The organism is Microbacterium pumilum, from assembly GCF_039530225.1.
In the GTDB taxonomy this organism is placed as follows: Bacteria; Actinomycetota; Actinomycetes; order Actinomycetales; family Microbacteriaceae; genus Microbacterium; species Microbacterium pumilum.
Genome location: NZ_BAAAOH010000001.1, coordinates 413,521 through 439,557 on the forward strand (window position 1 = coordinate 413,521; position 26,037 = coordinate 439,557).

Sequence of the window (26,037 nt, forward strand, 5' to 3'; positions counted from 1 at the left end):
TCTAGTCCTTTACGTCTAGGTAGTTGCGGGCCCACGCTCTCCATCGGGCCACCATGTCCACGTCGCGATCGCGCAGCCAGAAGATCTGCAGACCGTCCAGCTCGCAGTTCACCTGCAGCGCCAACTCGTCAGGGTCGTCGTACCAAGAGCGAGCCAGATCGCTCAGCTCGCGGAGCGATCTGACCTGACGCTCGCGGAAATACTCGTGTGCCGGATGATCGGCGTGCAATGACTCCGCCGACAGCACGGCGTAGAGGCGGATGAGTTCGGGGCGCTCGGCGTTGCGCGCGATCAGTCGAGCGATGACGTCGGTGAACTCTGCCGCATCGTTGACCGGATGATCCTGTGGTGCAACGGATCGGATGTCGACCTCGTCTCTGCGCGAGAGCACACCGAGCATGAGGTCGTCCTTGGTGGGGAAGTAGTGCAAGACAGCCTGGAAGGTGATGCCGGCACCCTTGGCCACGTCTGCGAACGTCAGGCCCCAGTAGCCCTTCACCGTGAGGAGCGCGAGCGTGACGTCGAGGATCTCCGCCTTGCGCGCCTCGGGGGTCAGGCGTCGCCGGCGCGGGTTCGTGACGGACGGCACGTCGCTCATCGTTCGGCCACACGACCGTTGCGGATGACGTCGGCGTACCAGCGTGCAGAGTCTTTCATCGTCCGAGCCTGGGTGGAGTGGTCGACGTGGATGAGTCCATACCGCTCGCTGAGGCTCGCGGACCACTCATAGTTGTCGAGCAGCGACCACACATAGAAGCCGCGGATGTCGGCCCCGGCCGCCACCGCCCGCCCGGCCTCCGCCAGGAACCCGGCCAGGTAGTCGATGCGCTCAGGATCGTGTACTGCTCCGTCGACCACCGCATCGGCGGGAAGCGAGATGCCGTTCTCGGTGATGAACAGCGGGAGCGTGACCCCGTAGTCGTCCTTGACCATGGTGACGGCATCCGTTAGTGCGGTCGGGTAATACTCCATCCCGTTGGTCAGATAGTTGCCCCCGGGGTGAGAGTCCGCGGCCTCCCACCAGCGGGGGTTGTAGTCCTCCGCGCTGACGACCACCCGTGAGTAGACGTTGAGCCCCAGGAAGTCGATGGGCGCCGTGACGACGCGCTCGTCCCCAGGGAGGATTGCGGGCATGATCCCCGACGCCGTCAGCCGCTCGACTATTCTCGCGCTCGGCCGGCCCGTGAACAGCTCGTCGAGGAAGAAGCGGAATCCGTCGTCCTCGTCGCGCACGGCAAGGTCTCGATCCGCCGGCGAGTCGGTGGCGGGATGGCGAGCCCAGATGTCCAGGACGATGCCGATCTCGCCGATGGCGGATGACGCGCGGAAGGCTTCGACAGCACGACCGTGCGCCAGCATGGCGTGGTGCATCGCCTGCTTGCCGACGCGTTCGTCGGCGATTCCGGGAGCGAAGATCCCCAGTCCGTAGCCCACCCACAGCGCGATGGGCTCGTTGATCGTCACCCACCGGGCCACCCGGTCACCGAATCGATCGAACACCAGCGCTGCGTACTCTGCGAACCAGTCGACGATGTCGCGGTTGGCCCATCCGCCCCTGTCCTGAAGCGCCTGCGGCAGATCCCAGTGGTACAGGGTGACGTTGGGCGAGATCCCCGCTTCGAGCAGACCATCGATCAGCCGGCTGTAGAACGCCACACCCTCTTCGTTCACGCGTCCGGTTCCCTCGGGCAGCAGTCGCGACCAGCTCAGCGAGAACCGGTACGAATCGAGGCCGATCTCCTTCATCAGCGCGATGTCCTCCCGCCAGCGGTGGTAATGATCGACAGCGACATCGCCGGAGATGTCATTCCACACGTTGCCCGGGGTTTGCGAGAACGTATCCCAGATGGAGCGCCCTTTGCCGGCCTCGTTCCAGGCGCCTTCGATCTGGTAGGCGCTCGTAGCTGCCCCGAACACGAAGTCGTCGGGGAATCGGACTTCAGACATCGGTCTGCTCCAAATGGAATCGGAATGCGGAGATCGCGCTTGATTGGGTGTTTGGAACAGCCGTGTTCTCCCTCGAGCTCACCACTGTGTTCTCACTCGTTCTTTCTAGACGACGCCGTGGAACACCCTACCGCTATTTCACTAAACATAGATAGTGCGCCCATGCCCGGATGGGCAACGAGGCACAGGAACCGGTCACCACGCAGTCGGTCATCGTTCGGGTCGATGATCCACAGGGCGATCGCAGGCGGCGTCGGGGCTGGGCTGCTCCGCGGTCGCGAAGGGCACATTGGGTCTGTACTTTCCGCCGCCAACTCGGGTTCCTAGCGCGGGCGGGTGCTCCACTCCGGAAAGGTGGGCTACTTTGCGCGCAATTTGGCAATCTCATCTGATATTTACTTTGGGCGATTGCTGCCAGAAGGCGCGGATGCGTACCGCGCGCGAACTCAGGCGAACAGACGGTTCGCACTCAGTCCTCTCCACGCACTCCACGCACGATCCACGCTCGAGTCGAGGCAAACGAAAAATCCCAGCTGAACTGGGGTTTTTCTGCGGAGACGGAGGGATTTGAACCCTCGGTCCCCGTGAGGGGACCCACCTTAGCAGGGCGTCGATTCGCCCATCACAGGCGAGAATCCGCTCCTACACGAGTCATCTCGCACGCCAAACACCGCATCCTCCGCAACTCCTGGTTCGCGCTGAGTCCGCTAGCCCTGGGGTCACCATGTCGCGCGTGGCGCGGTGATCCCGCCGTCGATCCAGAGGAACCGCCCGTTCGGTGGGTCGGGGGACATCGCCACGCGGAGGACCAGTTCGGCCGCCTCGTCCAGGGGATCGCCGCCTGTCTCATCCATAAGTGCCACCCAGTCCCGATACCCGGCTCCCGCATCGCCGGCCACCGCTGCCGCCGCCCGAATGTCTTCGAACATTTCGGTCCGAACGTCGCCCGGATGGAAGACATCCGCCACAACGCCCGAGCTCTCGAGTTCGAGGGCGAGCTGTCGCGTGAAGTGGTTGACCGCGGCCTTGCTCGTGCCGTAGGCAGAGTTGCCGGCTTGGATGTCCAGACTCGCGGCAGAGGTGGCATTGAGGATTATTCCGCGGCCTTGAGACCGCATCCGCGGCACGATTTCGGCGCACATGCGGAACACGGACAACAGGTTCGTCTCAACCGCTTCGACCCAGCTCTCCGGTTCCACGTCGCCGACGAGAGCGATCGGCCCGAATGTTCCAGCGACGTTCACGAGCAGGTCGGGTTGGAAAGCCTCAGCCTCCATGGCCTCCCGAAGAGCCGATATACCATCCGGACGGACAACGTCCGCAGCGACCAGTATCAGCGGCGGAGCAGGCGGACGGACAGTTCGCGCGAGCTCTGCGAGAGCGGCCTCCCGTCTCGCCACGGCCATCACTCGCGCGCCCGCCTCAGCCAGCACGATGACGATCTGACGCCCAATACCGCTACTCGCTCCCGTGACGACCACGTCATGTCCTGTCAACAACGGCAGGTCCCCTTCCCGCGCTCGTTGCCTCGAGAGACTCGCGCAGGGCAACGGTGCCTCCGATGGCCACGAAGCACAAGTGCCGCCCACGGCTTCTTCCGCGGCTCGACCTGGGCGACACCGGCGTCGCGGACGATCCGCGCCAACGACGCGATCGACGGAGCATCCATTCTCAGGGATGCGCGCCTTGTCTTGCATGTCGGTGCGGCGGTGGATCGCGTCTAGCGACCGCGAACGGTCACGTAAGTGTCAAGCCCTCAAAGACTGCGAACGCTGAACCGTACGATCGGGGGATGGACGACAAGGTCTCGGAGTTCGTCGACGGTGCAGCTCCTGCGCCGGTGCGGATCGCTCGTTTGTGGTGGGTGGTTTCGGCGGCCGCTGCGCTACTCCTCGTCGTGCTACTCGGCGCACTCATCTTCTACCGTCAGGCCGACAAGCCCTTCGGTTTCGAAGTGGAGTGGATGGGAGAGCTGGTCGAGGCCCGTGCGCCGATCTTCACAATCCCCGCGCTCGTTTTCAACTGGGTCGGCGGCGGTATCAGCGGAATCGCCATTGTTCCGATCACCATCATCACCGGCCTGCTGATCTGGCGAAGGCCGTGGGCAGCTCTTTACTGCGTCTGTGCCACGATCGCGAGCGAACTGCTCGTTCTCGTCATCAAGAATTTCGTTGGTCGTCCGCGCCCGACCGACATTCTCGTCGTGTCAGACTTCGGCTCGTTCCCGTCCGGCCACAGCGCTAACGCAGCCCTCATCGCGACAACGCTGGGAATCATCTTCTGGCGCACCTGGGTGTGGATCGCAGGGGCTGTCTACACATTGCTGATGATGCTGAGCCGCACCTACCTCGGGGCGCACTGGATATCTGACACCATCGGCGGGATGCTCATCGGCGTCGCCGTCGCCGTCATCATCTGGGCGCCGTTCGCATTCCTGCTCTACCGCGAGCGTCGAACCCCACATCCACCGATCTGGATCAAGGTCGCTCCCCCCGAGCCGCCCGCAGAGAGGTCCCGAACCTGAGATGTTTCGGGCCACTGGCGCCCAAAGGGGCAACACCCTCGCGGGGTGTAGCGCTCCCAGTGCTCTGTGGACGTCGCGGGCCCGGAACTACGGGTGTGCCGGCCTCTAGAACGCAGCTGCGGCACGAGCGCGACGCACTCAAGGGTCCCCCAAGGGTCCCCGCTGGGGGACCCTTGGGGGACCACGGAGCGCTCAAAGCGTCCACGTTGGCAGGTTTCGACCAGAGTCACTGAACAAGAAAAACCCTGTTTTACCAGGGGTTTCTGTGGCGGAGACGGAGGGATTTGAACCCTCGGTCCCCGTGAGGGGACTCCACCTTAGCAGGGTGGTGCACTAGGCCGAACTATGCGACGTCTCCAGGCATCCAGCGGCCGAAACCACACGGATGCGCCCAGCAATCATAACCGCTCCCGCCGGTGCGCACGAACGAGCAGGTCCCGCTGCCGACAGGCAAAGCAGGCTAAGCAGGCAAGCCGGCAAAGCCCAATTGCCGCTAACCGGTCCCGCGGAGGTTTCCGTTGGAGCAGGTCTCCTGCGCGAGCGTAGAGCCGTTGATGGAATCCGGCAGCTCGATGGCCGTGTCGGTCGGGGCCGGCGTCCCGCCTGGTGTCGGGGTCGCCGACGGCGTGGCGTCGGGCGTCGCGGACGTCGTGGCGCTCGGCGTCGGTTCTACGACGACGACACCGTCGTTCGATCCGGCCTCGCCGGTGATCACCAGGGGCTGGTTTGCGGCGAGTGCGGCCCAGAGCGCTTCGGCGGCGGCCTCATCGGGCACGACCTTGTTCGGGTCAGACGGGTCGCCGACCACGGGGTACTGCAGGAAGGTGATCTCGTCGAACGGCACGTTCTTCACGGCGAGCGCGATCTGCACCAGGGTCAGCGGGTTCGCGAGGCTCTGGCTCGGTGTGATGTTGTCGACCGCGGTCGTCGCGAGCTTGTACAGCGTCGCCGGGTTCGAGAGCACGTCTTCGCTCATGAGCTTGCGCCCGAGGCGCGACATGTACTGCTGCTGGTTCGAGATGCGACCGAGGTCGCTGCCATCACCGACACCATGCCGCGTGCGGAGGAACTGCAGTGCCTCGACACCCTGGATCGTGCGGTTGCCGGCGGGCCAGTCGATGCCGGTGTACTTGTCCCGGATGCCGGAGGCGAGGCACACCTCGACGCCGCCGACGGCGTTGGTGAGCTCGATCACGCCGCCCCAGGTGATCTTCGCCGCGAACGGGATGTTCTGCCCGCTCAGCTGAGACACGGTCTTCACGACGCACGAGAGCCCGCCGACGGTGTAGGCCGAGTTGATGGGCTGCTTGCTCATCGCCGATGTCTCACTGCCGTCTTCGCGGGTGCATGACGGGATCGGGAGCATCAGATCGCGTGGGAACGAGATGACCGTCACACGACGCGGTGCATCCGAGATGTGCACGAGCATGTTGACGTCGTTGAGCTCGCCGCTGGCGTCGGCGCCGGTGCACCGATCGCCGAAGTATCCGGCGTACTCGGGCTCGCAGGCATCCGTGCCCGCGAGGAAGAGGTTCACACCGCCCTCGATCGCCCCGATGTCGGGCGGCACGGCGTCTTGCCCCTCGAGCGCGACTGCGCCGTTGGTGAAGCTCTGCGTGAGATCGATAGCCGCGTAGGCCGCAACCCCAGCGCCCGAAACGAGGACGACCGCCACCACGATGCCGACGAACCTCATCAGCAGGGCGAACGGATGCGGCGACTTCAACTCACCGTGCCGTGCAACGGTGTGACGGCCACGCTTCGCGGGCTTGGTCGTCTGGCTCACGGGGTCCTCTCGGGGGCGGGGTTCCCTCAATCTGCGGAGGGTGTGGGATTCGAACCCACGGGACATTGCTGCCCACTGGTTTTCAAGACCAGGTCCATCGGCCGCTCGGACAACCCTCCCGGCGGTGCCGAAGCATCCGTCGAACAGGCGTCGAGTCTATCCGACGGCACTGCTTCCCCATTGTGCCAGCGACGCCTGGCAAACCTCTGAAGGCCCTTCGGCAAGCTCAGGGACCGCTAGGGGCGGTCAGCGCGTCGTAGATCCAGCGTGCGACCTCCTTGTCGCCGAGGTAGCCGCTGATGCCGTGCTTGTTGCCGGTGTCGTTGACGACATCGCCCTTGTTGGCGATGCCCGGCTTCACGCCGAACCAGGGCTTCTCGAGCGGATGCAGCGCCACGACGTCGTGTGGATCGTAAGCGTTCGACCACTTCGTCACGACTTTCGGATGCTGCAGCGGCGCGAGCACGTTGGTCACGGTCCGCACTCCGAGCGGCGATCCCAGCGTGATGAAGTGCGGCACCTTCCACCCCGCCGCCTCGCCCTCCCGACGCAGCAGCTTGTACGCGACGATCGTGCCGAGCGAGTGCGCGACGACGACGGTCTCGACATCCGGGGTCATGGCCTGACGCACTCCGTCGTCGATGACCTTCGAGATGCGGATGTTCGTCAGGTAGTGATAGACGTCGTTCGTGGCGATCGCAATGGCGCCACCGCTCACCCAGTCGAGATTGTCGTCGAGAGCCTTGAGGATCCCGAGCACGATGGGCCAGTTCTGGATGCCCTTGCCGACGACGGGATCGCCGCCCATCGCCGCGGTCAGCTGGGCGTCCGTGATGCCGAACCTGTCTTTGGTCTCCCCGAGGAAGGCCTCGAAGAACGCACGTTCGGCGGCGTCGTCGGCGGCGCCCTTCACGACCACCTCGGCGGCGTCTTCACCGGAGCGACCGCTGACGAGGTCGACGAGCGTGTCACCGTAGAAGGGGTATCTGACGGCCGTCTCGTCGATCGGCAACTCCAAGTCGGACTTGGCGAGGCCCGCCTTCAGGTCCGATATCCACTCCGCTTTGAGGGCCTCGGGGTCTTTGTGCTGCTGGGCCCGTCCATGAACGAAAACGAGCTCACGGTTGACGCGGGTCATTGCTCCTCCTTGCTCTGATCGCGTCGCGCGCGACGCAGGATCTCGATACCGTCGCCGTCGACCTGAGTCCAGATCGAGGGGAGCAGATGGGCGGGGATGCCGTCGAGCCCGTCACCCAGGTCGATTCCCTTGATCCGCACGGTCGACCATCCGCGCTGCAGCAAGGGTGTCGCGGGGTGCACTTCGTCCTCCGCGGTCGGCGTCCTGCCGTCGAGGTCGCCCGTCAGCATCGCGAGATCGAACAGCCGGAACCCCCACTGTGCCCGCACGGCGTCGTCGACGAGGCGCACGTCATCCCTGCGCTTCAGGTCGTGCAGGACGTACGCGGTGTACAGCGCGAGCGTCGGATCGCAGCCGTCCGGCCGCAGGACCGCCGCGAGCAGAGCGTCGCACTCGTCGCCGGTCAGCCACAGGTCGTTGATCCGCATGCGAGCCGCCACCGCCCCGCGCAGGCGCTGGGCATCGATGTTCACGGCAGCGGCGGGATCGCCGACGAAGGCGACATCGCGCAGCTCACCTCCGGCGAAGGTCGCAACCGTGGTGACGGATGCCGCCGAGGGCAGGATCACGCCGGAGTCGTCGTCGAGGCGCAGCACGACATCCATGGCGAGTGTGTCGCGCGCCGGCTCGACCGTGATCGCGCCGGCTGACACCAGCACGTCGGCATCGTCGCACTCTGCGGACGCCACGGTCGCGCCGCTCACCACGATGCGGCCCGTCGGCGACCGGTCGTGGGCGGCGGTGAACGGGTTCTGGCCTGGGCGTGCCGCGGGGTCCGCAACGCCGTCGCCGAGGGTCTGCGCGGCGAGTCGGGGGTCCGCGATGACGACGAGGTCGTTCAGCGCGCCGAGCCTGCCGACGTGCGCTTCCGCGGGAAGCCCGGCGAGACCGCGCATGAGGTCGCGGAGCCGCACGACCGGGTCGCCCTTGGCGCTGACCGTGCCGCCCGGACGTGCGCCGACTCCCCCGGGAACGATCTCGGCCGTCAGCGCCACTCGCGAAATCGTCGAGTCCGAGACGGCCCAGACCTTGGGTCGCTGCGAGATGTCGAGGGGCACCTTCAGTGCGCCCAGTCTGTTCACCACGTCCTCGGCGAGGATGTCCTGCAGCCCGCGCCGCAGTCGCACGATGCCGAAGGCAGGATCCTCGTCAGGCTCGACGATCTGCGGATGCGCGCCGTCGAGCGTCGCGACGAGCGATTCGGTGTAGATCGGATGAGACACCCCGTGCTCGTCCACGACCTCGTATGCGGCGCTGCCGAGCGGAGCGGCGTAGAGGCGGTCGACCTTCGGCTCGTCGTCGCCCGCGTAGCCGGGGAAGATGACGGCACCCCGGAGGTTCCGGAAGCTGCCCTCCGCATCGCTGCGGCACGCATCGGAGATCAGCACGATGTTGCCGACCGGTGACAGCGCGGCCGCCGCGGCGCTGCCCTGGACGTAGATCGCCTCGCCCAGGTCGGTGGGAGCTCCCGAGAGCAGCAGATACTCCTCTTGTCCGACAGTCACGCCGTGTCCCGTGAAATAGACGATGAGCTGATCGATCGTCTTCAGATCGCACAGCTTCTTGATGCGGGCATGTACGGCCTTCGCAGTCACCGGCGTGCCACCGGCATCGCTGATCCGGTGGATGCGGCGGATCTTCTGGCGCTTCGCCCACTCGGTCATCTCATCGAGACCGGCCTCCACGGCGTTCAGGGGGGCGAGCCCACCACCGGTCTTGCTGACGCCGATCAGGACGAGGGCTCGCTCCATGCTCTACTCCGCTTCGGCGGCGGCCGGACCGGGGTCGGCTTCGACGGGGCCGGCGTCGACGCCGACGTCCGCAGCTGCAGCACCGGCGGCGCCGGGCACCGTCTCCGCCGCCTCGGCCAGCGCTGCCTCTTCCGCGATGAGGAATGCGGCGCGCGCCACGGTCTCCCACGCGCTCCATGAGCTCACGCGCTCCGTCGCGTCGACGGGGTCCGGCAGACGGTGGATGCCGGAGCTCAGCGCGGTCGCGCTGCCACGCCGCTCGGGACTGAGCCCCGAGAGCCAGTCAGTCGGGCAGTACCAGCCTGACGGCCCGTCGATCTCATCGAACAGCGTCATGTCGCCTTCTTGCGTGAATCCCGAGGGCGAGATGTAGACCAGGTTGGGCTCGCACTCTTCGCTGACTCCGAACTCCACAGAGCGCAGCCTGACGTCGGTCTCCCTGCGGCGCCAGAATGCAGCGCGGGCGAGCGGGATGGCCCGCACGAAGAGCTCGCTCTCGAGCTCGCGTCCCGCCCACTCCTTGAGCCACGAGGGCGGGACGAGGGCGCCGATCGGCGGCGCCGAGGGTTCCTGTTCTTCATCGGATGGGGCGGCATCCACGTCGGCGACATGCTCGCCGGCGACATCCCCGCCGGCGTCATTCGCCGGCTCGGGCTCGGCCGGAGCGGTGTCATCGGTCCGTCGCACGATGTCGCGCAGGAACTCATCGATGACCGCGCCGACGAGCGGTTCGTCGAGGCGTGAACGAGCGAAGTCGAGCTCGGCGAGCATCGCGGCCTCGGCGTCGCCGACCGGGACCACCTTGGCCAGGCGCTCCGCCTCGCTCGCGGCGATCTCATCCATCCGCGCCGCGTACTCGGCCCCCCGATCTCCGCCGTGCAACTGCAGGATGGTGCGGGTGAACCGGCGCATCCGGTCGACCTCGCCGGGCACGAACCCCCAGCTGATCGCCGCAGCCAGGTCGTCCCAGCCGTCCTGCCCCTCGCTCGAGATGATGTCGGCGACCGCGACGGCCCAGCTTCCGCTGCGCCATCCGAGCTGCAGGCGCTCGCTGCTGCCGACCCGAACCGCGAGCGCGCGCGCTTCGTCGAACCGGCCCTGGTATACGGCTGCGCAGATGGCGAGGTTCGCCTGATCGGGGTCATCGGCGTCGGCCGCGGCCCGGACCGACTCCCAGGTGGCCGCGGCGTCGCTCTCGGCGCGTCGCGTCTGGAACTCCGCCAGCCACTCGATGTAGGTCACGCTGCCCGTCTCGGCCGCCTCGGCGAGCAGCTCGGCCGCGTCGTCGTGCTCGAGCCAGCTGTACGCGTAGCCGCGAACGGCGTCGATCCACCCCTCGCGCTCGCCGTCCTCCGCCTGCGGGGGCATGAGGTCGAGGGCCTCGCCGGCCCGGCCGGTGTTGAGCAGGCTGTAGACCACCTCCCACGTCGACCCGGCGTCGCCGGGCTCGTGGAACCGCGTCGCCAGGTAATAGCCGGTGTGCAGCAGGCCGACGTTGCGCAGGTCGAATGTGACGTTGCGCCAGAGCTGCGGGTCCTCCGAGCTGTCGGTCGCGTACCAGGCGATCGCGTCGCGCAGCGATTCCCAAAGCCTCGCCGATGGCGGCGGCTTCTCGATGCGATACAGCCGCTGGTGCAGGATGCGGGTGAGGTTGTTCACCCACGCGGTCTCTGCCGTGATGGGCTCGGTCTCGGCGGCCGACTCGCACAGCTCGAGCGCGCGGAGCAGATCCGCGAGCTCCTCAGCCCCGTCGACCAGCCCGGCCGTGATGTAGAGCGAGTCGGCGAGCCGTCGCTCGAGGGAGGGATCGCCGGGGGTCAGAGCCAGTGCGCGCTCGAACGACGCTCGGCCGAGCTCGTTGACGCCGCTCCAGATCGCCTGGTCGCCGATCGCTCCGTAGACCTGGGCGCGGGCCGCGTCATCCAGCCCCACCGCCTCGGCGATCGAGAGACGCAGCCGCACGGCGGGCTCTCGGAGCTGTTCGGCGAGCTCGGGGATCCACAGCTGGGCGGCGACGCCCGATGCGGCGTCGATGGACCCGTCCTCGAGAAGCCGTGACGCGACATCCATCACCAGCGCATCCGCGGGCGCGCGCAGGTCGCTCGTCATACCCGGCACCCACAGGTTGCCGATCAGACCGGAGGCGGCCTCTGCACGATCCTCCGCGAGCAGACGGGTCGCCAGAGCGAGCAGCAGCACCTCGGACGGGGGTTCGAGGAGCGCCGAGAGACGCTCCTCCGCACCCGCGACGGAGGGCAGCGCATCGACGAGCTGCTGGACGACCGTGAGCGGCGGACGCGTCGCCGTCGTTGCCGGCGGTGTGGCTTCGCTGGATTCCGGGCCGCCTCCCACGACGTCCTGCTCGCTGGTCGGTGCTTCGGCGGGCGCGCTGTCCGTCGTCGAACTCGACGGAGATGCGGCTGCCACGTAGCCGTCGGCAGGCGGAACATCCGACCGTGCGGGTCGCGCGCTCTCGGCCTCGTCGGCGCCACGCAGTCGGATGAACTCGTGGATGCCCGCCAGGTCGGCCGCTCCTCCGGCATGCAGCGTCTGGACCGACGACGACATGCCGTCCTCGAGGCCGTGGCGGGCGAGGAACGACTCGGTCGCCGAGATCGCGAGGCCGATGGTCGCCTCAGAGCCCGCCTGCACTGATCCCAGCAGGCGATTCGCCTGCAGGACAAGCGGGATGGCCCGCGCGTCGCCGGCGAGCGCCAACACTCGCGCGATGATCAGGAGGAGTTCGATGCGTCCCTTGACCGAATCGAGGGCGAGGCGATCAAGGGCGCCGTAGACGAAGTGGTCGGCGCTGTGCGACTCGTACTCGAGCAGCACTTCGACGAGGTTGTCGAGCTGGGCGACCGCCCCATGAGCGTCGGAGGTCGACCGCTCGACGGCCGACTGGATCGCTGCCGCGCGATCGGGAAGCCAGGCTGCCCAGTCCGCGACCAGATGCGGCAGGGCGAGGATGCGCCACGCCTCTTCGTTCGCACCGGAGGTGAGCGCCTCGAGCCAGCTCTCGAACCAGAGCGCGGTCCCGGTGTCCACATCCTCATCCAGCTGCTGCGAGAGCCGAGCGCTGCGCTCGGGCCAGTCGTCCGCGCCGAACTGCGCCGCCCACTGCTCGTGGGTCTTCTGTCTCAGCAGATGGTCGACCGCCTCCGAAGCCGTGGTCGCGAGCACATCGAGCGACTGCGGGAAGCGCTCACGCAGATCGTCCCCGACCTCGACGAGCTCGTCGGGATCAGCGAGCGCAGACACGACGCGCTCGACCAGGCCGCTGACATCCGCGAGTGCGGCCCGTAGGAGGTCGGCGCGAGAAGCGGGTTCGGCGGTCACAGTCGTGGTCCCTGTCGTGTGCTCTGCTTCCTCTGAGCAGTCGTCCGTCCGTCATCGGCGTAGGCGCCGCCATCCTGCTCGGCGCGGTCCAGCGGCGCGCGCTCCTCTTCGATGAGCCGGATGTCTCCCTGCATCGTTGTCACGACGCTGACCGCTCCGAACGCCGCATAGTCCTCTTCGCTGGCCAGCTCGCTCATGATGCGACGGGCATCCTGCACGGCGTTCTCGACCGATCGGCCGAGCGCCAGCTGACGGTAGAACGTCTCGGAGAACCCCGTCACGTCACCGGGATCGGTGATGTGCTGGCACAGCACGAGTGCGCGGGTCTCGCTGACCGTCATGCTCTCGCCGAACTGGGCGTTGATGGTCGACTTCGCCTTGAGCAGGTCGAAGTAGACGGACATCGGCGGTGGCAGCGCGGCCGCCTGCGATCCGAGCTGCAGCACCACGACCTTCGCGCCCGACGCGACGAGCATGCTCGAGATCGTGTTCCACGCCACGGGGTCTGCCTGCGACCTGATCGTCGGCATGACGAGGGCGCCGACGGGCGCCGCGGTGGCCACGAGGTGCACGACATCCCATTTCGCACCGACGGCGTCCTTTCCGGGGCGCACCGCCTCGCTGAAGGTCTTCCAGTCGGGCTGCGCGATGACGGTGGCCTCGATCCGCGGCGGGTCCTGGGTCGTGAACTCCTTGTTGATCGTCGCGAACTTTCCCTCGAGCTCGGTCTTGACCGACTTGGGGGTCACGCCGGCCACCGGATCCACGACCACCAGCACGCGGATCGTCTGCTTGCCTTCGAGTGGGATGTCGCCCTTGGGGGGCACCGGAATGTAGCGCGAGAACGAGCAGAGCTCCGACGTCGAGAGACTGGTGACGTACTCCCACGGAATCGCCGTGAGCGGGTCTTCCGCGGCGGTGCGCAGCCGGAAGATGGGGGTCCTTCGCTGGTCGACGGCACCGAGCGCCTGCTTGATGGCGTCCGGCAGCACGGCTCGCTCGAGTACTCGGGAGAGGATCTCGACCTGGTCCTTCGTGCGAAGCTCGTGGCGCCGGGCCCAGTTGTCGAGCGCGTCGAACAGATCGTCGCCGAGGTTGCCGAGCTGCCATGTGGCCTTGGCTGCGGGGTCACCCTCGACCTCGACCGTCCACTGCCGTGGGGGCTGACCCTCCACCGTCGTCTCGTGGAACAGCAGGTTCACGATCACCGGCGGCGCGTAGGCGCCCTCACGATCGCCTGTTCCGCTGTCGCGCCGGACGGCCTCGAGCTCCGCGGTGCCGATCCGCCGCACCCACTCGCCGGCCGCGGCATCCGGGCGATCGTGCAGCTCGCGCAGCTGCGGCACCGCGTCCAGCACGTCCGGGAGAGGTACGAAGTACCCGCCGTTCGGTCCGCCTTTCAGCCGTGAGGCGTTGACGTAGCCGCAGATGAACCCGTTCGGGGTGACGACGGCTGCCCCCGAGACGCCCTCATCCACGATGTCGTCAGTGATCCTCGTGTAATGGTTGCCGGCCTCGTCGAGACTGACGCTCGACCCGATCTCGTAGATCTGCGTGTCGTAGCCGAGCCACGACGCGAACCCGCCGACCCGGACCTTCGCGCCCTCGTCGGGCTGGTTGGCGTCGAGGACCACAGCAGTCGGGAACTCATCGTCCCCCGTGAGCTCGAGCAGTGCGAAGTCGGGCCAGCGCTCGGCTGCGGTCGGCTCAGCTGCCAGACCCCCCAACCCGGCGGGCAGCATGGTGCGCACGCGAGCGGTAAGCGCGAGGCGATCGGCGGCCGCGCGCACGAGCGGGACGTCGCCGCCCGGCGCCACGCCTTCCACCACGTGCCGGCAGGTCACGAGCAGCTTCGACGACACGGCGAAGCCGGTGCCGTGATTGCCCTCGTCGCCGACCTGATACGTGCACAGCGAGATCAGGTCGTCGAATCGCCCAGCTGCCATCGTCCCCACCTGTCGGCGTCAGGCCCTCCCGGGCCCCGTGCTCAGTTTCTTGTACGCGACCGAGGGCCCGCAAGGGCGTGGCAGACCGATGCCGCTCCGACCCACAGGTCGTTGAGCCCGTCGAGGCGACCGCGGCCCTCCGGCAGGCTCAGGACCGCTCGCGTCAGAGCTTGCGCAGCACCTCGGCGACACCGCCGGCCTCGACCGACGAGGTCGTCTCGCCCGCGGCATCCCGAACCTCTTGCGGACCCTGTTCCATCGCCACGGCGCGGCCGCCTCGCTCGAGTGCCCAGCGGAACATGCCGACGTCGTTGCGGCCGTCGCCGATCACGAGCACGTGTGCGGGGTTCAGGCCGAGCTCGGTCCGCACGATCTCGAGGCCCGTGCTCTTGTCGACGCCCTGCGGCGCGATGTCGAGCCACGCGGTCCAGCCCACGGCGTACGACACCTCTTGCAAACCGATGCGCGAGACGAGGTCGACGAAGTCCTGCTCACCCTGATCCGGCGCGACCACGACGATGCGGCACACCGGGTGGGCACCGAGGTCGTCGAAGGCCACCTTGTCCGCGTGCGCCAGGTTCCAGTCCTCGAGGTACTCGGTGTAGAGCCGGTGACCGTCCGGCAGCTCGACGAGATAGCGCGCGTCGGGCAGGTGCTCGCGCAGCAGGAGCAGCACCTCGGTGGGATCGAACGTCTCGACGTGGAACCGTTCGTAGCTCAGAGCCTCGGCATCCAGTCGTCGCAGCACGACCGCGCCGTTCGAGCAGACCACGAACTCGGGAGCGATCCGCAGCCGCTCCAGGATGTCGCGCGTGCCCTCCCAGCTGCGCCCGGTGGCGATCATCACCTCGTGGCCGGCGCGATGGGCGTGCTCGACGGCTTCGACGACGCCGGGGCTCAGCGACTCGTCCTGCAGGATGACGGTGCCGTCGATGTCGAGCACGATGAGCAGCTTCTCGGTAGGAACCTGAGGATCCTCGGTGTCGCGCGCGACCTGCTCGACGAGCTTGGCCGCCTTGCTCGGCTTGACGACCTTGACACTCCCGGTCGGAGGCAGGTGCTCCGTGCTCATTCGATCGCCCCCTTCGGGCGATGCGCGCTGGCGCGCGCAGGACGCGTACCGCGTGTCACTCGATCGGCTCCAAGACCTCGAGTCCACCGAGGTACGGCTGCAGCACCTCGGGGACCGCGACCGAGCCGTCCGCACGCTGGTGCGTCTCGAGGATCGCCACGATCCATCGGGTCGTTGCGAGGGTGCCGTTCAGGGTGGCGACGTGCTGCGTCCTGCCACCCTGTGCCGTTTTGCCGTTCTGGTCTGCGGTGAGGCGGTGGCGGATGTCGAGACGGCGCGCCTGGTAGGTCGTGCAGTTGCTCGTGCTGGTGAGCTCGCGGTAGGCGCCCTGCGTCGGCACCCACGCCTCGACGTCGTACTTGCGCGCGGCGCTCGAGCCGAGGTCGCCCGCGGCGACGTCGATCACGCGGTAGCTGAGGCCGAGGTCCTGCAGCATGCCCTCCTGGAGGGCGACCAGCCGCAGGTGCTCGGTCTCGGCATCCTCCGGAGTGGTGTACACGAACATCTCGAGCTTGTTGAACTGATGCACCCGGATGATGCCCCGGGTGTCCTTGCCGTACGACCCGGCCTCGCGGCGGTAGCACGTCGACCACCCGGCGTAGCGCTTGGCGCCCTTCGTCAGATCGAGGATCTCGTCCATGTGATAGCCGGCGAGCGGCACCTCGCTCGTGCCGACGAGGTAGAGGTCGTCCTCCTCGAGGTGGTAGACCTCGGCGGCGTGCTGCCCGAGGAATCCGGTGCCGCGCATGACCTCTGGACGCACCACGGTCGGCGGGATTATCGGGATGAAGCCGGCCTGCAGCGCCCGGTCGAGCCCGAGGCTCATGATCGCGAGCTCCAGGCGGGCGCCGATGCCGGTGAGGAAGTAGAAGCGGCTGCCCGACACCTTCGTGCCGCGCTCCATGTCGATCGCACCGAGCAGCTCGCCGAGGGCGAGGTGGTCGCGCGGTTCGAAGTCGAACACGGGGGTGTCGCCGTGGGTGCGGAGGGTCACGAAGTTGTCTTCGCCGCCGGCGGGCACACCCTCGATCACGATGTTCTCGATCTTCGCGAGCGCTTCATCGGATGCCGCCTCGGCCGCCGTAACCGCGTGCTGGGCCCGCTTGACCTGTTCGCTCAGCTGCTTCGCTTCGGCGACGAGGGCGGCTTTCTGCTCTTTCGGCGCCTGCGCGACCCGCTTGCCGTGGGCGTTCTGCGCGGCTCGGAGCTCTTCGAAGGAGGTGATGGCGGCTCGGCGCTCGCGGTCGGCCGCAATGGCCGCATCCACCGTGTCGGGCGACTCCCCGCGCGCCTCCTGCGAGCGCTTGACCAGCTCGGGATTGTCGCGGAGGAAGGCCAGATCGATCACCTCTCGAGTCTAGTCAGCGCAGGATGCGGCATCCCGAGCCTGCAGTCCTAGGGTGTACCCATGGCCAGCCCTCCCGATTCGCCCCTCCCCGATCCGGCGAGTGACGGAGCCCCGGGTCCCACTGAGGCCGGGGCGCGCCCGAGCCCCAAAGCCGCGCTCGTCTACAATCCCACGAAGGTGGATGCCGCGACGCTCCGGGCAAGCGTTCAGCAGCTCTCCGACGGCGCAGGCTGGTCCGAGCCCCTCTTCTACGAGACGACGGTCGACGACCTCGGCGATGATGTGACCCGGCAGGCGCTGAAGGAAGGTGTCGACGCGGTCCTGGTGGCCGGCGGCGACGGAACCGTGCGCGCCGTCGCCGAGGCGATGAGCGACAGCGGAGTGCCGCTGACGATCGTGCCGAGCGGAACCGGCAACCTGCTCGCGCGCAACCTGTTCCTGCCGATCGGGGATCCGGCCGCGATGGTGCGCGCCACGTTCGACGGCGACACGCACCCGATCGATGTCGGATGGGCGAAGTTGCATCGCAGCGACGGGTCGCGGGAGGAGCACGCATTCGTCGTGATGGGCGGAATGGGTCTCGACGCCGCGATGATCGCCAACACCAGCGGCGACCTCAAGAAGCGGGTCGGCTGGATCGCCTACGTGGACGGCGCGGCCCGCTCGCTTCCGAACGCGAAGCCGTTCCGGATCATGTACCAGATCGGCGAGCGGCGGCTGCACTCGGCGAAGGTGCAGAGCGTGCTGTTCGCCAACTGCGGGTCGCTGCCTGCCGGGCTCGAGCTGATCCCTGAGGCATCCGTGAGCGACGGTGAGCTCGACATCGTCATCTTCCAGCCGAAGGGCCCGTTCGGCTGGCTGCTCGTCTGGCGTCGCGTGGCGTGGGACAACAGCTTCCTCCGCCGTTTCCGCGCCGGCCGCGAGGTGCTGGCACTGCGCACCAAGGACAACTCCGTGCTGTATTCGCGTGGCGCCGGGGTGGATGTCGCGACGTCGCCGGCCCAGCCGGTACAGCTCGACGGCGACGAGTTCGGCGAGGCCGTGCAGATCGTCACGCGGGTCTCCCCCGGCGGGCTGATCGTGACGGTGCCCAAGGGGCATCCCGTCTCGCGCCTATAGCCCCTCCCCCTTCTTTTCGGTTACGGACGCGACACGCCGTGGCGCGGGGCGTCGGCGCGGCGTGTCGCGTCCGTAACGGGCGCGGGGGTAGCGGGGGACGAGGGCGCGTCCCTTTTTCGGTTACGGACGCGACACGCCGTGGCGCGGGGCGTGGGCGCGGCGTGTCGCGTCCGTAACCGGCGCGGGGGGGTCGGCGGGGGACGCGTCCTCCACAGAGGTGGGCCGAGCCGGGCTCTCCACGAAACCGCTCGGGACGCGGTGACGAAGGGATCCCGCCCCCCACAGTTGGGCGGATGAGCGGCCCCACCCCCCTTCCCGAACAACTCGAGGGGCGAGCCTTTTCGCTGCGAGAGGCCGACGAGCTGGGGGTCCCCCGCGGCAGACTCCGGCGGGGCGATCTCGAGACGCCACTGCGAGGCGTCAGGGTGCGTCGGCAGAAGCGCGCGAAGCGGACACCGAAGAAGCCATGGAAGCGGCTGCGCAAAGCGAATCTGGCGAGAGCGCGTATCGAGGCTGCGCGGCTTCCGGCGGACGCCGCGTTCAGCCATATCACCGCCGGTGTCGCACTGGGGTTCCCACTCGAAATGGGCCGGCTGAGGCATCCGACGACCCATGTCACCTCCACTTCGGATGACGCCCGCAGGCGCCGTCCGGAGGTCAAGGTGCACCCCCTGCCGAAGGATCAGCGGCATGTCGTGGCCAAGGGTCTCCGCGTCACACATCCGGTCGATACCTGGTGCGCGTTGTCGGCGATGCTCTCGATCGATGAACTGGTCGCGATCGGCGACCACCTGGTCCGGCGGCAGTCTCCCGATGCGACGATCGAGGAGTTGCGGCTGGCGGTGGAGCGGTATGCGGGTCGGTGGGGTGCGAAGCGCCTACGCGAAGCCATGGCGCTCGTTCGGCCCCGCACCGACTCGCCCAAGGAAACCGAGGTGCGACTCCTGCTTGTTCGGGCAGGGCTGCCGGAACCGACGATCAACGTCCCCGTCCGCGACCGGAACGGCCACCACATCAAGCTCGGCGACATGGTCTACGAGGAGTACCGCGTCCTCGTCGAATACGACGGCGAGCAGCACCGCACCGATTCAGCCCAGTACGACAAGGATGCCGCCGATCTCGAGCGAGCCTCGGCATCCGGCTGGCTCGTCATCCGTGTGCGAAAAGGGCAGCTGCGCTCCCCCTACTCGATCGTCGCGCGCGTCCGTCGAGCGCTGCACTCGCGCGGCCACTTCCCCTCTTCACCGGTTACGGACGCGACACGCCGCTGACGGATGCCGCGACACGGCGTGTCCCGTCCGTAAACGTGACGAGGGGCGGGCCAGTCCACACGTCGCGTTCCCATGCCCCGGGCCGCCGAGCCCCTCGCTGGCCAAGCCGCTCACCGGTTACGGACGCGACACGCCGCTGACGGATGCCGCGACACGGCGTGTCGCGTCCGTAAACGTGACAAGGGGGGCCAGTCAGCCCTTCACCGCACCGCCGAGGCCGGCGGAGCGCAGGAACACCCCCTGGAAGATCATGAACATCGCGATCGGGATGAGGGTGGCGATGGCCAGCGCCGCCAGGAACACGTCGAGCTCGGTCTGGGACTGCACCTCGGGCAGCCGCACCGACAGCGGCTGCACCGCGGGGGTCGTGAGCACGAGCTTCGGCCAGAGGTAGTCCTTCCACGCGGCGATGATCGCGAACACCGAGACCACGCCGAGGATCGGCTTCGACATCGGCAGCACGATCGACCAGAACAGCCGGAGCGGACCCGCGCCATCCGTCTTCGCGGCCTCGAAGATCTCGCCGGGCAGATTGTCGAAGAACCGCTTCACCAGCAGGATGTTGAACGCGTTCGCCGCCATCGGCAGCCACACGGCCAGGTAGTTGTTGAGCAGCGATCCTCCGATGATCGGCGGGTGCACGATCGTCAGGTAGAGCGGCACGAGAAGCACGATGCCGGGGATGAACAGGGTCGCGAGCACGAGTGCGGTGAGCACCGGCGCGTACTTCGGACGCAGCACCGACAGCGCGTACCCGGCCGTGGTCGCCACGAACAGCTGGAAGAACCACGCGCCGGCCGCGAGGATCACGGTGTTCCAGAAGTACTGGTCGATGTGGATGTCGTTCCACGCCGTCGCGACGTTGGCCCAGTCCATCCCGTTCGGCCAGAGTGCGAACGGCTGGGTCAGGGTGTCCTGCGTCGGCGTGATCGCCGACTTCGCGAGCCACAGGATCGGTCCGAGACCCACGACCGTGAGTCCGATGAACAGGAACGCGTGCGTACCGCGCATCCCCCACCGGGTGCCGCGCCGGCGCCGCTCGCTGGCCGAGATGATCGAACGGTCGTTCAGGTCGTCGACCGAGTCGCCCTTCGACAATCTCAGGGAGCGCCGACGGCGGGAGAGGAAGCCACGCATCCCCTCCTTGGTCTGCGCGGCAGAGATCGTGGTGGTCATGTCGTGCTCCAGCGGTTGGTGAGCTTGAAATACAGCCACGACAGGATGCCGAGCACGATCGCGAGCAGCACCGACACGGCGGTGGCCTCGCCGTAGTCGCCGCCGAGGCTGTTGCGGAACGCGAGGTTGTAGATGTACAGCAGGATCGTCGTCGTCGACCCGACCGGCCCGCCGCCGGTGAACAAGAACGGCTCGAGGAAGACCTGCGCGGTCGCGATGACCTGCAGGATCAGCATGATGAAGAGGATGCCGCGCAGCTGCGGAATGGTGACGTGCCACACCTTGCGCCAGATGCCGGCGCCGTCGACCTCCGCGGCGTCGTAGAGCTCTGGCGGCACCGACAGCAGGGCTGCGAGGTAGATGATGATGCTGCCACCCGCGGCGGCCCACGTCGCCTCGAGCACGAGAGAGGGCATCGCCTGCACCGCGCTCTGGATCCAGGGCTGGGGTGGGATGCCGAACCAGCTGAGGATCGTGTTGAAGACGCCTTCGGGTCCGGCGCCGTAGAAGACCTTCCACAGCAGGACTGCGACGACCGGCGGCACGACGACGGGCAGGTAGGCGAGCGCCGAATAGAGGCCCTTGCCGCGTTTGACCTCGCTCATCAGCACCGCCATGAACAGCGGCAGCGGAAAGCCGAAGATCAGTGCGAGCACCGCGAAGTAGAGCGTGTTGAGCACCGCGCGGCCCAGGGACGGGTCGGTGAGGATCGCGACGTAATTGTCCCAGCCGACCCAGTGCGAAACGATCAGGTTCGTCTTCTGGAAGCTCATGATCACCGACTGCACGATCGGCGACCAGCTGAAGAAGAAGAACACGAAGAGCATCGGCAGCAAGAACAGCAGGTTCCACAGGCCCCCGCCGCGGAACCACGTCAGAGGTGTGCGACGCACCTTGCGGTGGGCCGGGATGTCGGGGGGCGCCGCGTCCGGCGCTGCCGCCGGTGCCGCTGCCTTGTCGATCACGCTCATGAGTCTCTCGTCGAAATCGGCGAACCAGGGGGAAGATGCTGCGGCCGGGGCGTGGCGAGACGCCCCGGCCGCGGCATCCGTACGTCACTCGTCGAGCAGCGCCTGCGCGTCGGTCTGCGCCTGCGCGAGGAGAGCGTCGATGTCGGCGTTCTCATAAGTCAGCACAGCCTGGACGACACCGTCGAGGAGGGCGTAGACCTCCTGCGTCTTGACCTTCGGCTCACCCACGGGCGTCTGGTCCCAGATGCGGTCGCTGAACGGCGCCATCTGGTCCCTCGGCACGTTGATGTAGTCCTCGATCCAGACGAGCGACTCCTCGTAGAGCTCGCGGCTCAGCACCGGCAGCAGGGGCGTGCCCACGGCCTGACCCGACTCGTTGAGCGTCTTCGCGTCGAGCACGGCGGCGTCCTCGTCGAGCAGCTTCTGCATGTAGTACCAGTCGATCCACTTGACACCGGCAGCCTTCGTGGCGTCATCGATCGTCGGGCTCATCACGGCGATGTCGCCACCGCCGAGGGTGCCCGGGTCATCGCCCTCCAGCGGCACGACCGACATGCCGTACACCGATGAGTCGAGACCGAAGTCACGGACGAGGGCGGTGTAGATATCGGAGCCCGAGGTGTACATGCCGACGTTTCCGGCCGCGAACTCCTGGTTGATCGTGCCCCAGTCGAGGTCGACCTTCGACCCGAACGAGTCGTCCTCCCACTTGAGGGCGTGCAGGAACTCCAGCGTCGCCTTCGTCGCGGGGTTGTCGATCGTCGACTCCGATGTGCCGTCCATGTCGTCGATCTGCGTCCGGCCGCCGCGGGCTGCGGTCTGCGACGTCAGCTGCCAGCCGCCGGTGTTGTTGATCGCCATCTGCGAATAGCCGGCCTTGCCGGTCTCATCGTGGATCTGCTTGGCCGCGGCGCGGATCTCGTCCCAGGTCTCAGGCGGGTTGTCGGGGTCGAGCCCGGCCTGCTCGAACAGGTCGCGGTTGTAGTGCAGCGCCGCCGCATAGGCCTGACGCGGGAATCCGTAGATGTTCCCGTCGGGCCCGGTGACCGCGTCGAGGATGATCGGGTTGAAGCTGTCGGTGTAGCCGAGCTCGTCCATCTCCTTCGTGACATCCATCAGCTGCCCGTTCTCGAGCAGCGTCTTGCTGTCGGTGAACGGCACCGTGAAGACGTCGGGAAGGCTGCCGCCGGCGAGCTGCACGGCGAAGGTCGGGCCCTCCCACTCGTACTCGACACCGACGACGTCGATGTCGGGGTTCTCCTCTTCGAACTGCGCCTCCTGAGCGGCGAACGCCTCGTATGCTGCGGCGTCGGCGCCGGGCGGGAACGTGGCGACGCGCAGTTCGGTCTTGCCGCTCTCGCTCTCATCTGCGGCTGGCGAGCAGCCGACGAGCGCGCCGACGGTCGCCAACGTGGCGACACCGGCGAGCAGGACCCTTGCTGGTGACTTCATCGTCTTTCCTTTCGTGGTGGAGTCTCCGCGTCAGCCTCTCGGCGCGGAGTCCTCCGGTGTGGGGGTGGATTTCGTCGCTGCACCGGATGCCGCGGCATCCGCCGTCAGGTTCGGGTCATCGATTCGCAGCCACGCGGTGGAGTCGCCCGCGAGGGCGGTGCTGTCGCCGGGATCGCCGACGCGAGCGATGCGCTCGAGCGGGGCACTCGAGAGCAGGATGGTCGTGCCTTCCGGCAGAGCCACCGGGGTGTCGCCGGTGTTCACGACACACGCGAAGCGGTCGCCGCGACGGAACGCCAGCACATCCGGGCCACCGGGGACCGCGTCGTCCCACCACTCGAGCGGGCCGTCGCCGAGTTCGGGCAGCTCGCGGCGCAGGCGGAGCACATCACGGTAGAGGTTGAGCGTCGAGGTGGGATCCGCTCGCTGCCTTTCGACGGTGAGCGAGACCCACTCCGCCGGCTGCGGCAGCCATGTGTCGGTGCCCTCCGGGCTGAAGCCGAACGGCGGTCGGTCGCCCGACCATGGCAGCGGCACGCGGCAGCCGTCTCGACCCGGATCGACGCCGCCCGAGCGGTAGTGCATCGGATCCTCGATCAGCTCGCGGGGCAGATCCTCGACCTCCGGCAGCCCGAGCTCGTCGCCCTGATAGATGTAGAGGCTGCCCGGCAGCGCGGCGACCAGCAGCGCGGCGGCCCGCGCGCGGTCGCGGCCCACATCGGGGTCGGTCGGCACGCCGAAGCGCTTCTTGAGGAACGCGAATGCGGTGTCTTCGCGCCCATAGCGTGTCACGGGCCGGGTCACGTCGTGGTTGCTGAGCACCCACGTGCTCGGCGCGCCCACGGGAGCATGCGCAGCCAGGGTCTGCTCGATCGATTCGCGGAAGGATGCGGCGCCCCACGGTCGCGCGAGGAAGTCGAAGTTGAACGCCGTGTGCATCTCGTCGGGACGCAGATAGGCGGTGAACCGATCGATGTCGGGAACCCAGATCTCGCCGACGAGCACGCGCGTGCCCTCGTAGGTGTCGGCGACCGCGCGCCACGACCGATACACGTCGTGCAGCTCGTCGCGGTCTTCGGTCGGGTGCTCGCCGGGTCCCTGCTTCTGGCCGACCTCGGGCAGGTCGGCATCCTTGATCAGCAGGGCCGCGGAGTCGATGCGCACGCCCGCGACGCCGCGGTCGAACCAGAACCTCAGGATGTCCTCGTGCTCGCGGCGCACGTCGGGGTGGTTCCAGTTGAGGTCGGGCTGTTCGGGGGTGAACATGTGCAGGTACCACTCGCCCGGTGTGCCGTCGTCGTTGGTGGTCCGGGTCCAGGTCGAGCCCTGGAAGCTCGAGACCCAGTGCGTCGGAATCTCGTCGCCGTTCTCGCCCTTGCCGGGGTGGAACCAGAACCGCTCCCGCTCGGGGCTGCCGGGACCGGCGGCCAGCGCCGCCTGGAACCACTCGTGCTGGTCGCTGATGTGGTTCGGCACCACGTCGATGATGGTGCGCATGCCGAGGGTCAATGCCTCTTGGATGAGCAGCTCGGCGTCGCCGAGAGACCCGAACTGGGGATGGATGTCGCGGTAGTCCTCGACGTCGTACCCGCCGTCGGCCATCGGGCTCGGGTACCAGGGGTTGAACCAGATCGCGTCGACGCCGAGGTCTTTGAGGTAGCCGAGGTGCGCGCGGACTCCTGCGAGGTCGCCCGTGCCGTCGCCCGATCCGTCCGCGAAGCTGCGCACATACACCTGGTAGATGACGGCAGAGCGCCACCACAGCCGGTCGGTCGTCGAGGGCGTCGTGCGGCGCTCTGCGGCCTGCTCGCGGGTGAGGACGTCGCTGTCCACGGGGCTCCTCGTCGTCGGGGAAAGTCTTCTGTTCAGAATGTAGCTTCGGGCAGCCAATCGCGCAACTATGCGACAGGATTACGCAAGATTGCGATTACATCTCAGTATGGCTCGCTCTTGTCCGCGTCCACCCACCGTTTACGGACGCGACACGCCATCTCAGAAGGGGACCGCGCGGCGTGTCCCGTCCGTAACCGGTGGCGTGGGTCCAAGGCCGGGGCGGATGGCGGTGGGCCGGATGTCGTTCGGGCGCAGGAACCGCGGCTCAGGCCGCGACGGGGCCTGTCGAGGAGCGCAGGACCAGCTCGGGCTCGAAGAGCAGCTCGTCGCCGGCCTCGGTCGTCCCCGCGATCTGCGAGAGCAGCAGTTCGATCACGGTGCGTCCCATGGATTCGATCGGCTGCCGGACGGTCGTCAGCGCGGGATCGGTGCAGCTCATCAGCGCCGAGTCGTCGAAGCCGACGATGCTCGCATCCTGCGGCACCTGCAGGCCCGCGCGACGAGCCGCCCGCACTGCGCCGAGCGCCAGCGGGTCGCTCGCGCACACGATCGCCGTCGCGCCCGCCGCGAAGAGGCGAGATGCCCCGGCCTGACCGGACTCCAGCGAGTACAACCCGCGCACCACCATGTCGTCCCCGAGCGGCGCGCCCAGCCGCTCCAGCAGGGGACGCGCGGCGGCGAGCTTGCGCTGTGACGGGATGTGGTCGAGCGGCCCCAGAAGCATGCCGATGCGACGGTGGCCGAGCTGGTGCAAGTGGAGGATCGCCTGTTCCGCGGCGGCTCCGTCATCCGTCGACACCGTCGCGAAGTCGAGCGTCTCGATCCGCGCATTCACGAGGACCGTAGGGAGATTGACCTGCCGCAGCCGATCGTAGTGCTCGTGCGGGGCATCCGCCTGGCTGTAGTTGCCGCCCAGGAAGATCACGCCCGAGACCTGCTGCTGCAGGAGCAGATCGATGTAGTCGGACTCGGTGATGCCCCCGGCGTTCTGCTGGGTGCACAGCAGCGGCGTGTAGCCGTTCTGCGTCAGGCCGCCTCCGATGATCTCGGCGAGCGCCGGAAAGATGGGGTTCTGCAGCTCCGGAAGCACCAGGCCGACAAGCCGCGCGCGCTCACCGCGAAGCTTGGTCGGGCGCTCGTAGCCGAGGACGTCGAGGGCCGTGAGCACGGCCTGGCGCGTGGCATCCGACACTCCGGGCTTGTCGTTGAGAACGCGGCTGACGGTCGCTTCGCTGACTCCGACCTTGCGCGCCACTTCGGCGAGACGCTTCGACATGCGCTCAGTGTACGCAAATACCTTGCAGGATTCTGCAAGCCATTGCAAGGGATCGTGAGCCGCTGTCGGATGCTGTCAACCCCCGCCG

The 26,037-nt window shown here is 67.8% G+C and carries 18 protein-coding genes and 2 tRNA genes; 3 read left to right on the forward strand and 17 right to left on the reverse strand.

Annotation, left to right across the window (positions count from 1 at the left end; all coding sequences use genetic code 11):
• Window position 1 precedes the first annotated feature (1 nt).
• The 3 genes from ABD188_RS01905 to ABD188_RS01915 form a co-directional block, all read right to left on the reverse strand.
• Window positions 2-589: a TetR/AcrR family transcriptional regulator gene (locus ABD188_RS01905; protein WP_344057992.1), complete on the reverse strand. Its 588-nt coding sequence runs from the start codon at window positions 587-589 to the stop codon at window positions 2-4.
• 5 nt (window positions 590-594) lie between these two features.
• Window positions 595-1,947 (reverse strand): GH1 family beta-glucosidase, encoded by a 1,353-nt coding sequence (locus ABD188_RS01910; RefSeq protein ID WP_344057994.1) that lies wholly within the window; start codon window positions 1,945-1,947, stop codon window positions 595-597.
• Window positions 1,948-2,666: 719 nt separating this feature from the next.
• Window positions 2,667-3,644: an SDR family NAD(P)-dependent oxidoreductase gene (locus tag ABD188_RS01915; protein ID WP_425561316.1), complete on the reverse strand. Its 978-nt coding sequence runs from the start codon at window positions 3,642-3,644 to the stop codon at window positions 2,667-2,669.
• 95 nt (window positions 3,645-3,739) lie between these two features.
• Here ABD188_RS01915 and ABD188_RS01920 point away from each other — a divergent pair, with 95 nt between their 5' ends.
• Window positions 3,740-4,471 (forward strand): phosphatase PAP2 family protein, encoded by a 732-nt coding sequence (locus tag ABD188_RS01920; RefSeq protein WP_344057998.1) that lies wholly within the window; start codon window positions 3,740-3,742, stop codon window positions 4,469-4,471.
• A 266-nt stretch (window positions 4,472-4,737) separates the two neighbouring features.
• Here ABD188_RS01920 and ABD188_RS01925 read toward each other — a convergent pair.
• From ABD188_RS01925 to serS, 9 genes are all read right to left on the reverse strand, one after another.
• Window positions 4,738-4,829 (reverse strand) — tRNA-Ser (locus ABD188_RS01925).
• A gap of 135 nt (window positions 4,830-4,964) precedes the next feature.
• The gene (locus ABD188_RS01930; protein ID WP_344058000.1) at window positions 4,965-6,257 is read right to left on the reverse strand and encodes an LCP family protein; all 1,293 of its coding nucleotides are present in this window, start codon (window positions 6,255-6,257) and stop codon (window positions 4,965-4,967) included.
• Between the two features lie 34 nt (window positions 6,258-6,291).
• Window positions 6,292-6,376, reverse strand: a tRNA-Ser gene (locus ABD188_RS01935).
• Between the two features lie 107 nt (window positions 6,377-6,483).
• The gene (locus ABD188_RS01940; protein WP_344058002.1) at window positions 6,484-7,395 is read right to left on the reverse strand and encodes a lipase family protein; all 912 of its coding nucleotides are present in this window, start codon (window positions 7,393-7,395) and stop codon (window positions 6,484-6,486) included.
• Window positions 7,392-9,146: a hypothetical protein gene (locus ABD188_RS01945; protein ID WP_344058004.1), complete on the reverse strand. Its 1,755-nt coding sequence runs from the start codon at window positions 9,144-9,146 to the stop codon at window positions 7,392-7,394. Before ABD188_RS01945 ends, ABD188_RS01940 begins: the two co-directional genes overlap by 4 nt.
• A 3-nt stretch (window positions 9,147-9,149) precedes the next feature.
• Complete coding sequence (locus ABD188_RS01950; RefSeq protein WP_344058006.1) at window positions 9,150-12,485, reverse strand: hypothetical protein; 3,336 nt, start codon at window positions 12,483-12,485, stop codon at window positions 9,150-9,152.
• Window positions 12,482-14,431 carry a S1 family peptidase gene (locus tag ABD188_RS01955; protein ID WP_344058008.1) on the reverse strand — a complete coding sequence of 650 codons (1,950 nt, stop codon included), beginning with the start codon at window positions 14,429-14,431 and terminating at the stop codon, window positions 12,482-12,484. The genes ABD188_RS01950 and ABD188_RS01955 overlap by 4 nt, the downstream gene beginning before the upstream one ends.
• Window positions 14,432-14,594: 163 nt before the next feature.
• The gene (locus ABD188_RS01960) at window positions 14,595-15,503 is read right to left on the reverse strand and encodes an HAD family hydrolase (RefSeq protein ID WP_344058010.1); all 909 of its coding nucleotides are present in this window, start codon (window positions 15,501-15,503) and stop codon (window positions 14,595-14,597) included.
• A 55-nt stretch (window positions 15,504-15,558) separates the two neighbouring features.
• Complete coding sequence (serS, locus tag ABD188_RS01965) at window positions 15,559-16,851, reverse strand: serine--tRNA ligase (RefSeq protein ID WP_344058012.1); 1,293 nt, start codon at window positions 16,849-16,851, stop codon at window positions 15,559-15,561.
• 60 nt (window positions 16,852-16,911) lie between these two features.
• Here serS and ABD188_RS01970 point away from each other — a divergent pair, with 60 nt between their 5' ends.
• A complete protein-coding gene (locus tag ABD188_RS01970) occupies window positions 16,912-17,970 on the forward strand; it encodes a diacylglycerol/lipid kinase family protein (RefSeq protein ID WP_344058014.1) in 1,059 nt (352 codons plus the stop codon).
• A 293-nt stretch (window positions 17,971-18,263) separates the two neighbouring features.
• The gene (locus tag ABD188_RS01975) at window positions 18,264-19,241 is read left to right on the forward strand and encodes a DUF559 domain-containing protein (RefSeq protein ID WP_344058016.1); all 978 of its coding nucleotides are present in this window, start codon (window positions 18,264-18,266) and stop codon (window positions 19,239-19,241) included.
• A gap of 192 nt (window positions 19,242-19,433) precedes the next feature.
• Here ABD188_RS01975 and ABD188_RS01980 read toward each other — a convergent pair whose 3' ends face one another.
• The 5 genes from ABD188_RS01980 to ABD188_RS02000 form a co-directional block, all read right to left on the reverse strand.
• The gene (locus ABD188_RS01980) at window positions 19,434-20,417 is read right to left on the reverse strand and encodes a carbohydrate ABC transporter permease (protein ID WP_344058018.1); all 984 of its coding nucleotides are present in this window, start codon (window positions 20,415-20,417) and stop codon (window positions 19,434-19,436) included.
• Window positions 20,414-21,388 carry a carbohydrate ABC transporter permease gene (locus tag ABD188_RS01985; protein ID WP_344058020.1) on the reverse strand — a complete coding sequence of 325 codons (975 nt, stop codon included), beginning with the start codon at window positions 21,386-21,388 and terminating at the stop codon, window positions 20,414-20,416. The genes ABD188_RS01980 and ABD188_RS01985 overlap by 4 nt, the downstream gene beginning before the upstream one ends.
• A gap of 84 nt (window positions 21,389-21,472) precedes the next feature.
• Entirely contained in the window at window positions 21,473-22,840 is a 1,368-nt protein-coding gene (locus ABD188_RS01990) for an ABC transporter substrate-binding protein (RefSeq protein WP_344058021.1), read from the reverse strand.
• A 30-nt stretch (window positions 22,841-22,870) separates the two neighbouring features.
• Window positions 22,871-24,673, reverse strand: a complete 1,803-nt coding sequence (locus ABD188_RS01995) for a glycoside hydrolase family 13 protein (RefSeq protein WP_425561317.1) — start codon at window positions 24,671-24,673, stop codon at window positions 22,871-22,873.
• A gap of 265 nt (window positions 24,674-24,938) precedes the next feature.
• The gene (locus tag ABD188_RS02000; RefSeq protein ID WP_344058023.1) at window positions 24,939-25,949 is read right to left on the reverse strand and encodes a LacI family DNA-binding transcriptional regulator; all 1,011 of its coding nucleotides are present in this window, start codon (window positions 25,947-25,949) and stop codon (window positions 24,939-24,941) included.
• Window positions 25,950-26,037 lie beyond the last annotated feature (88 nt).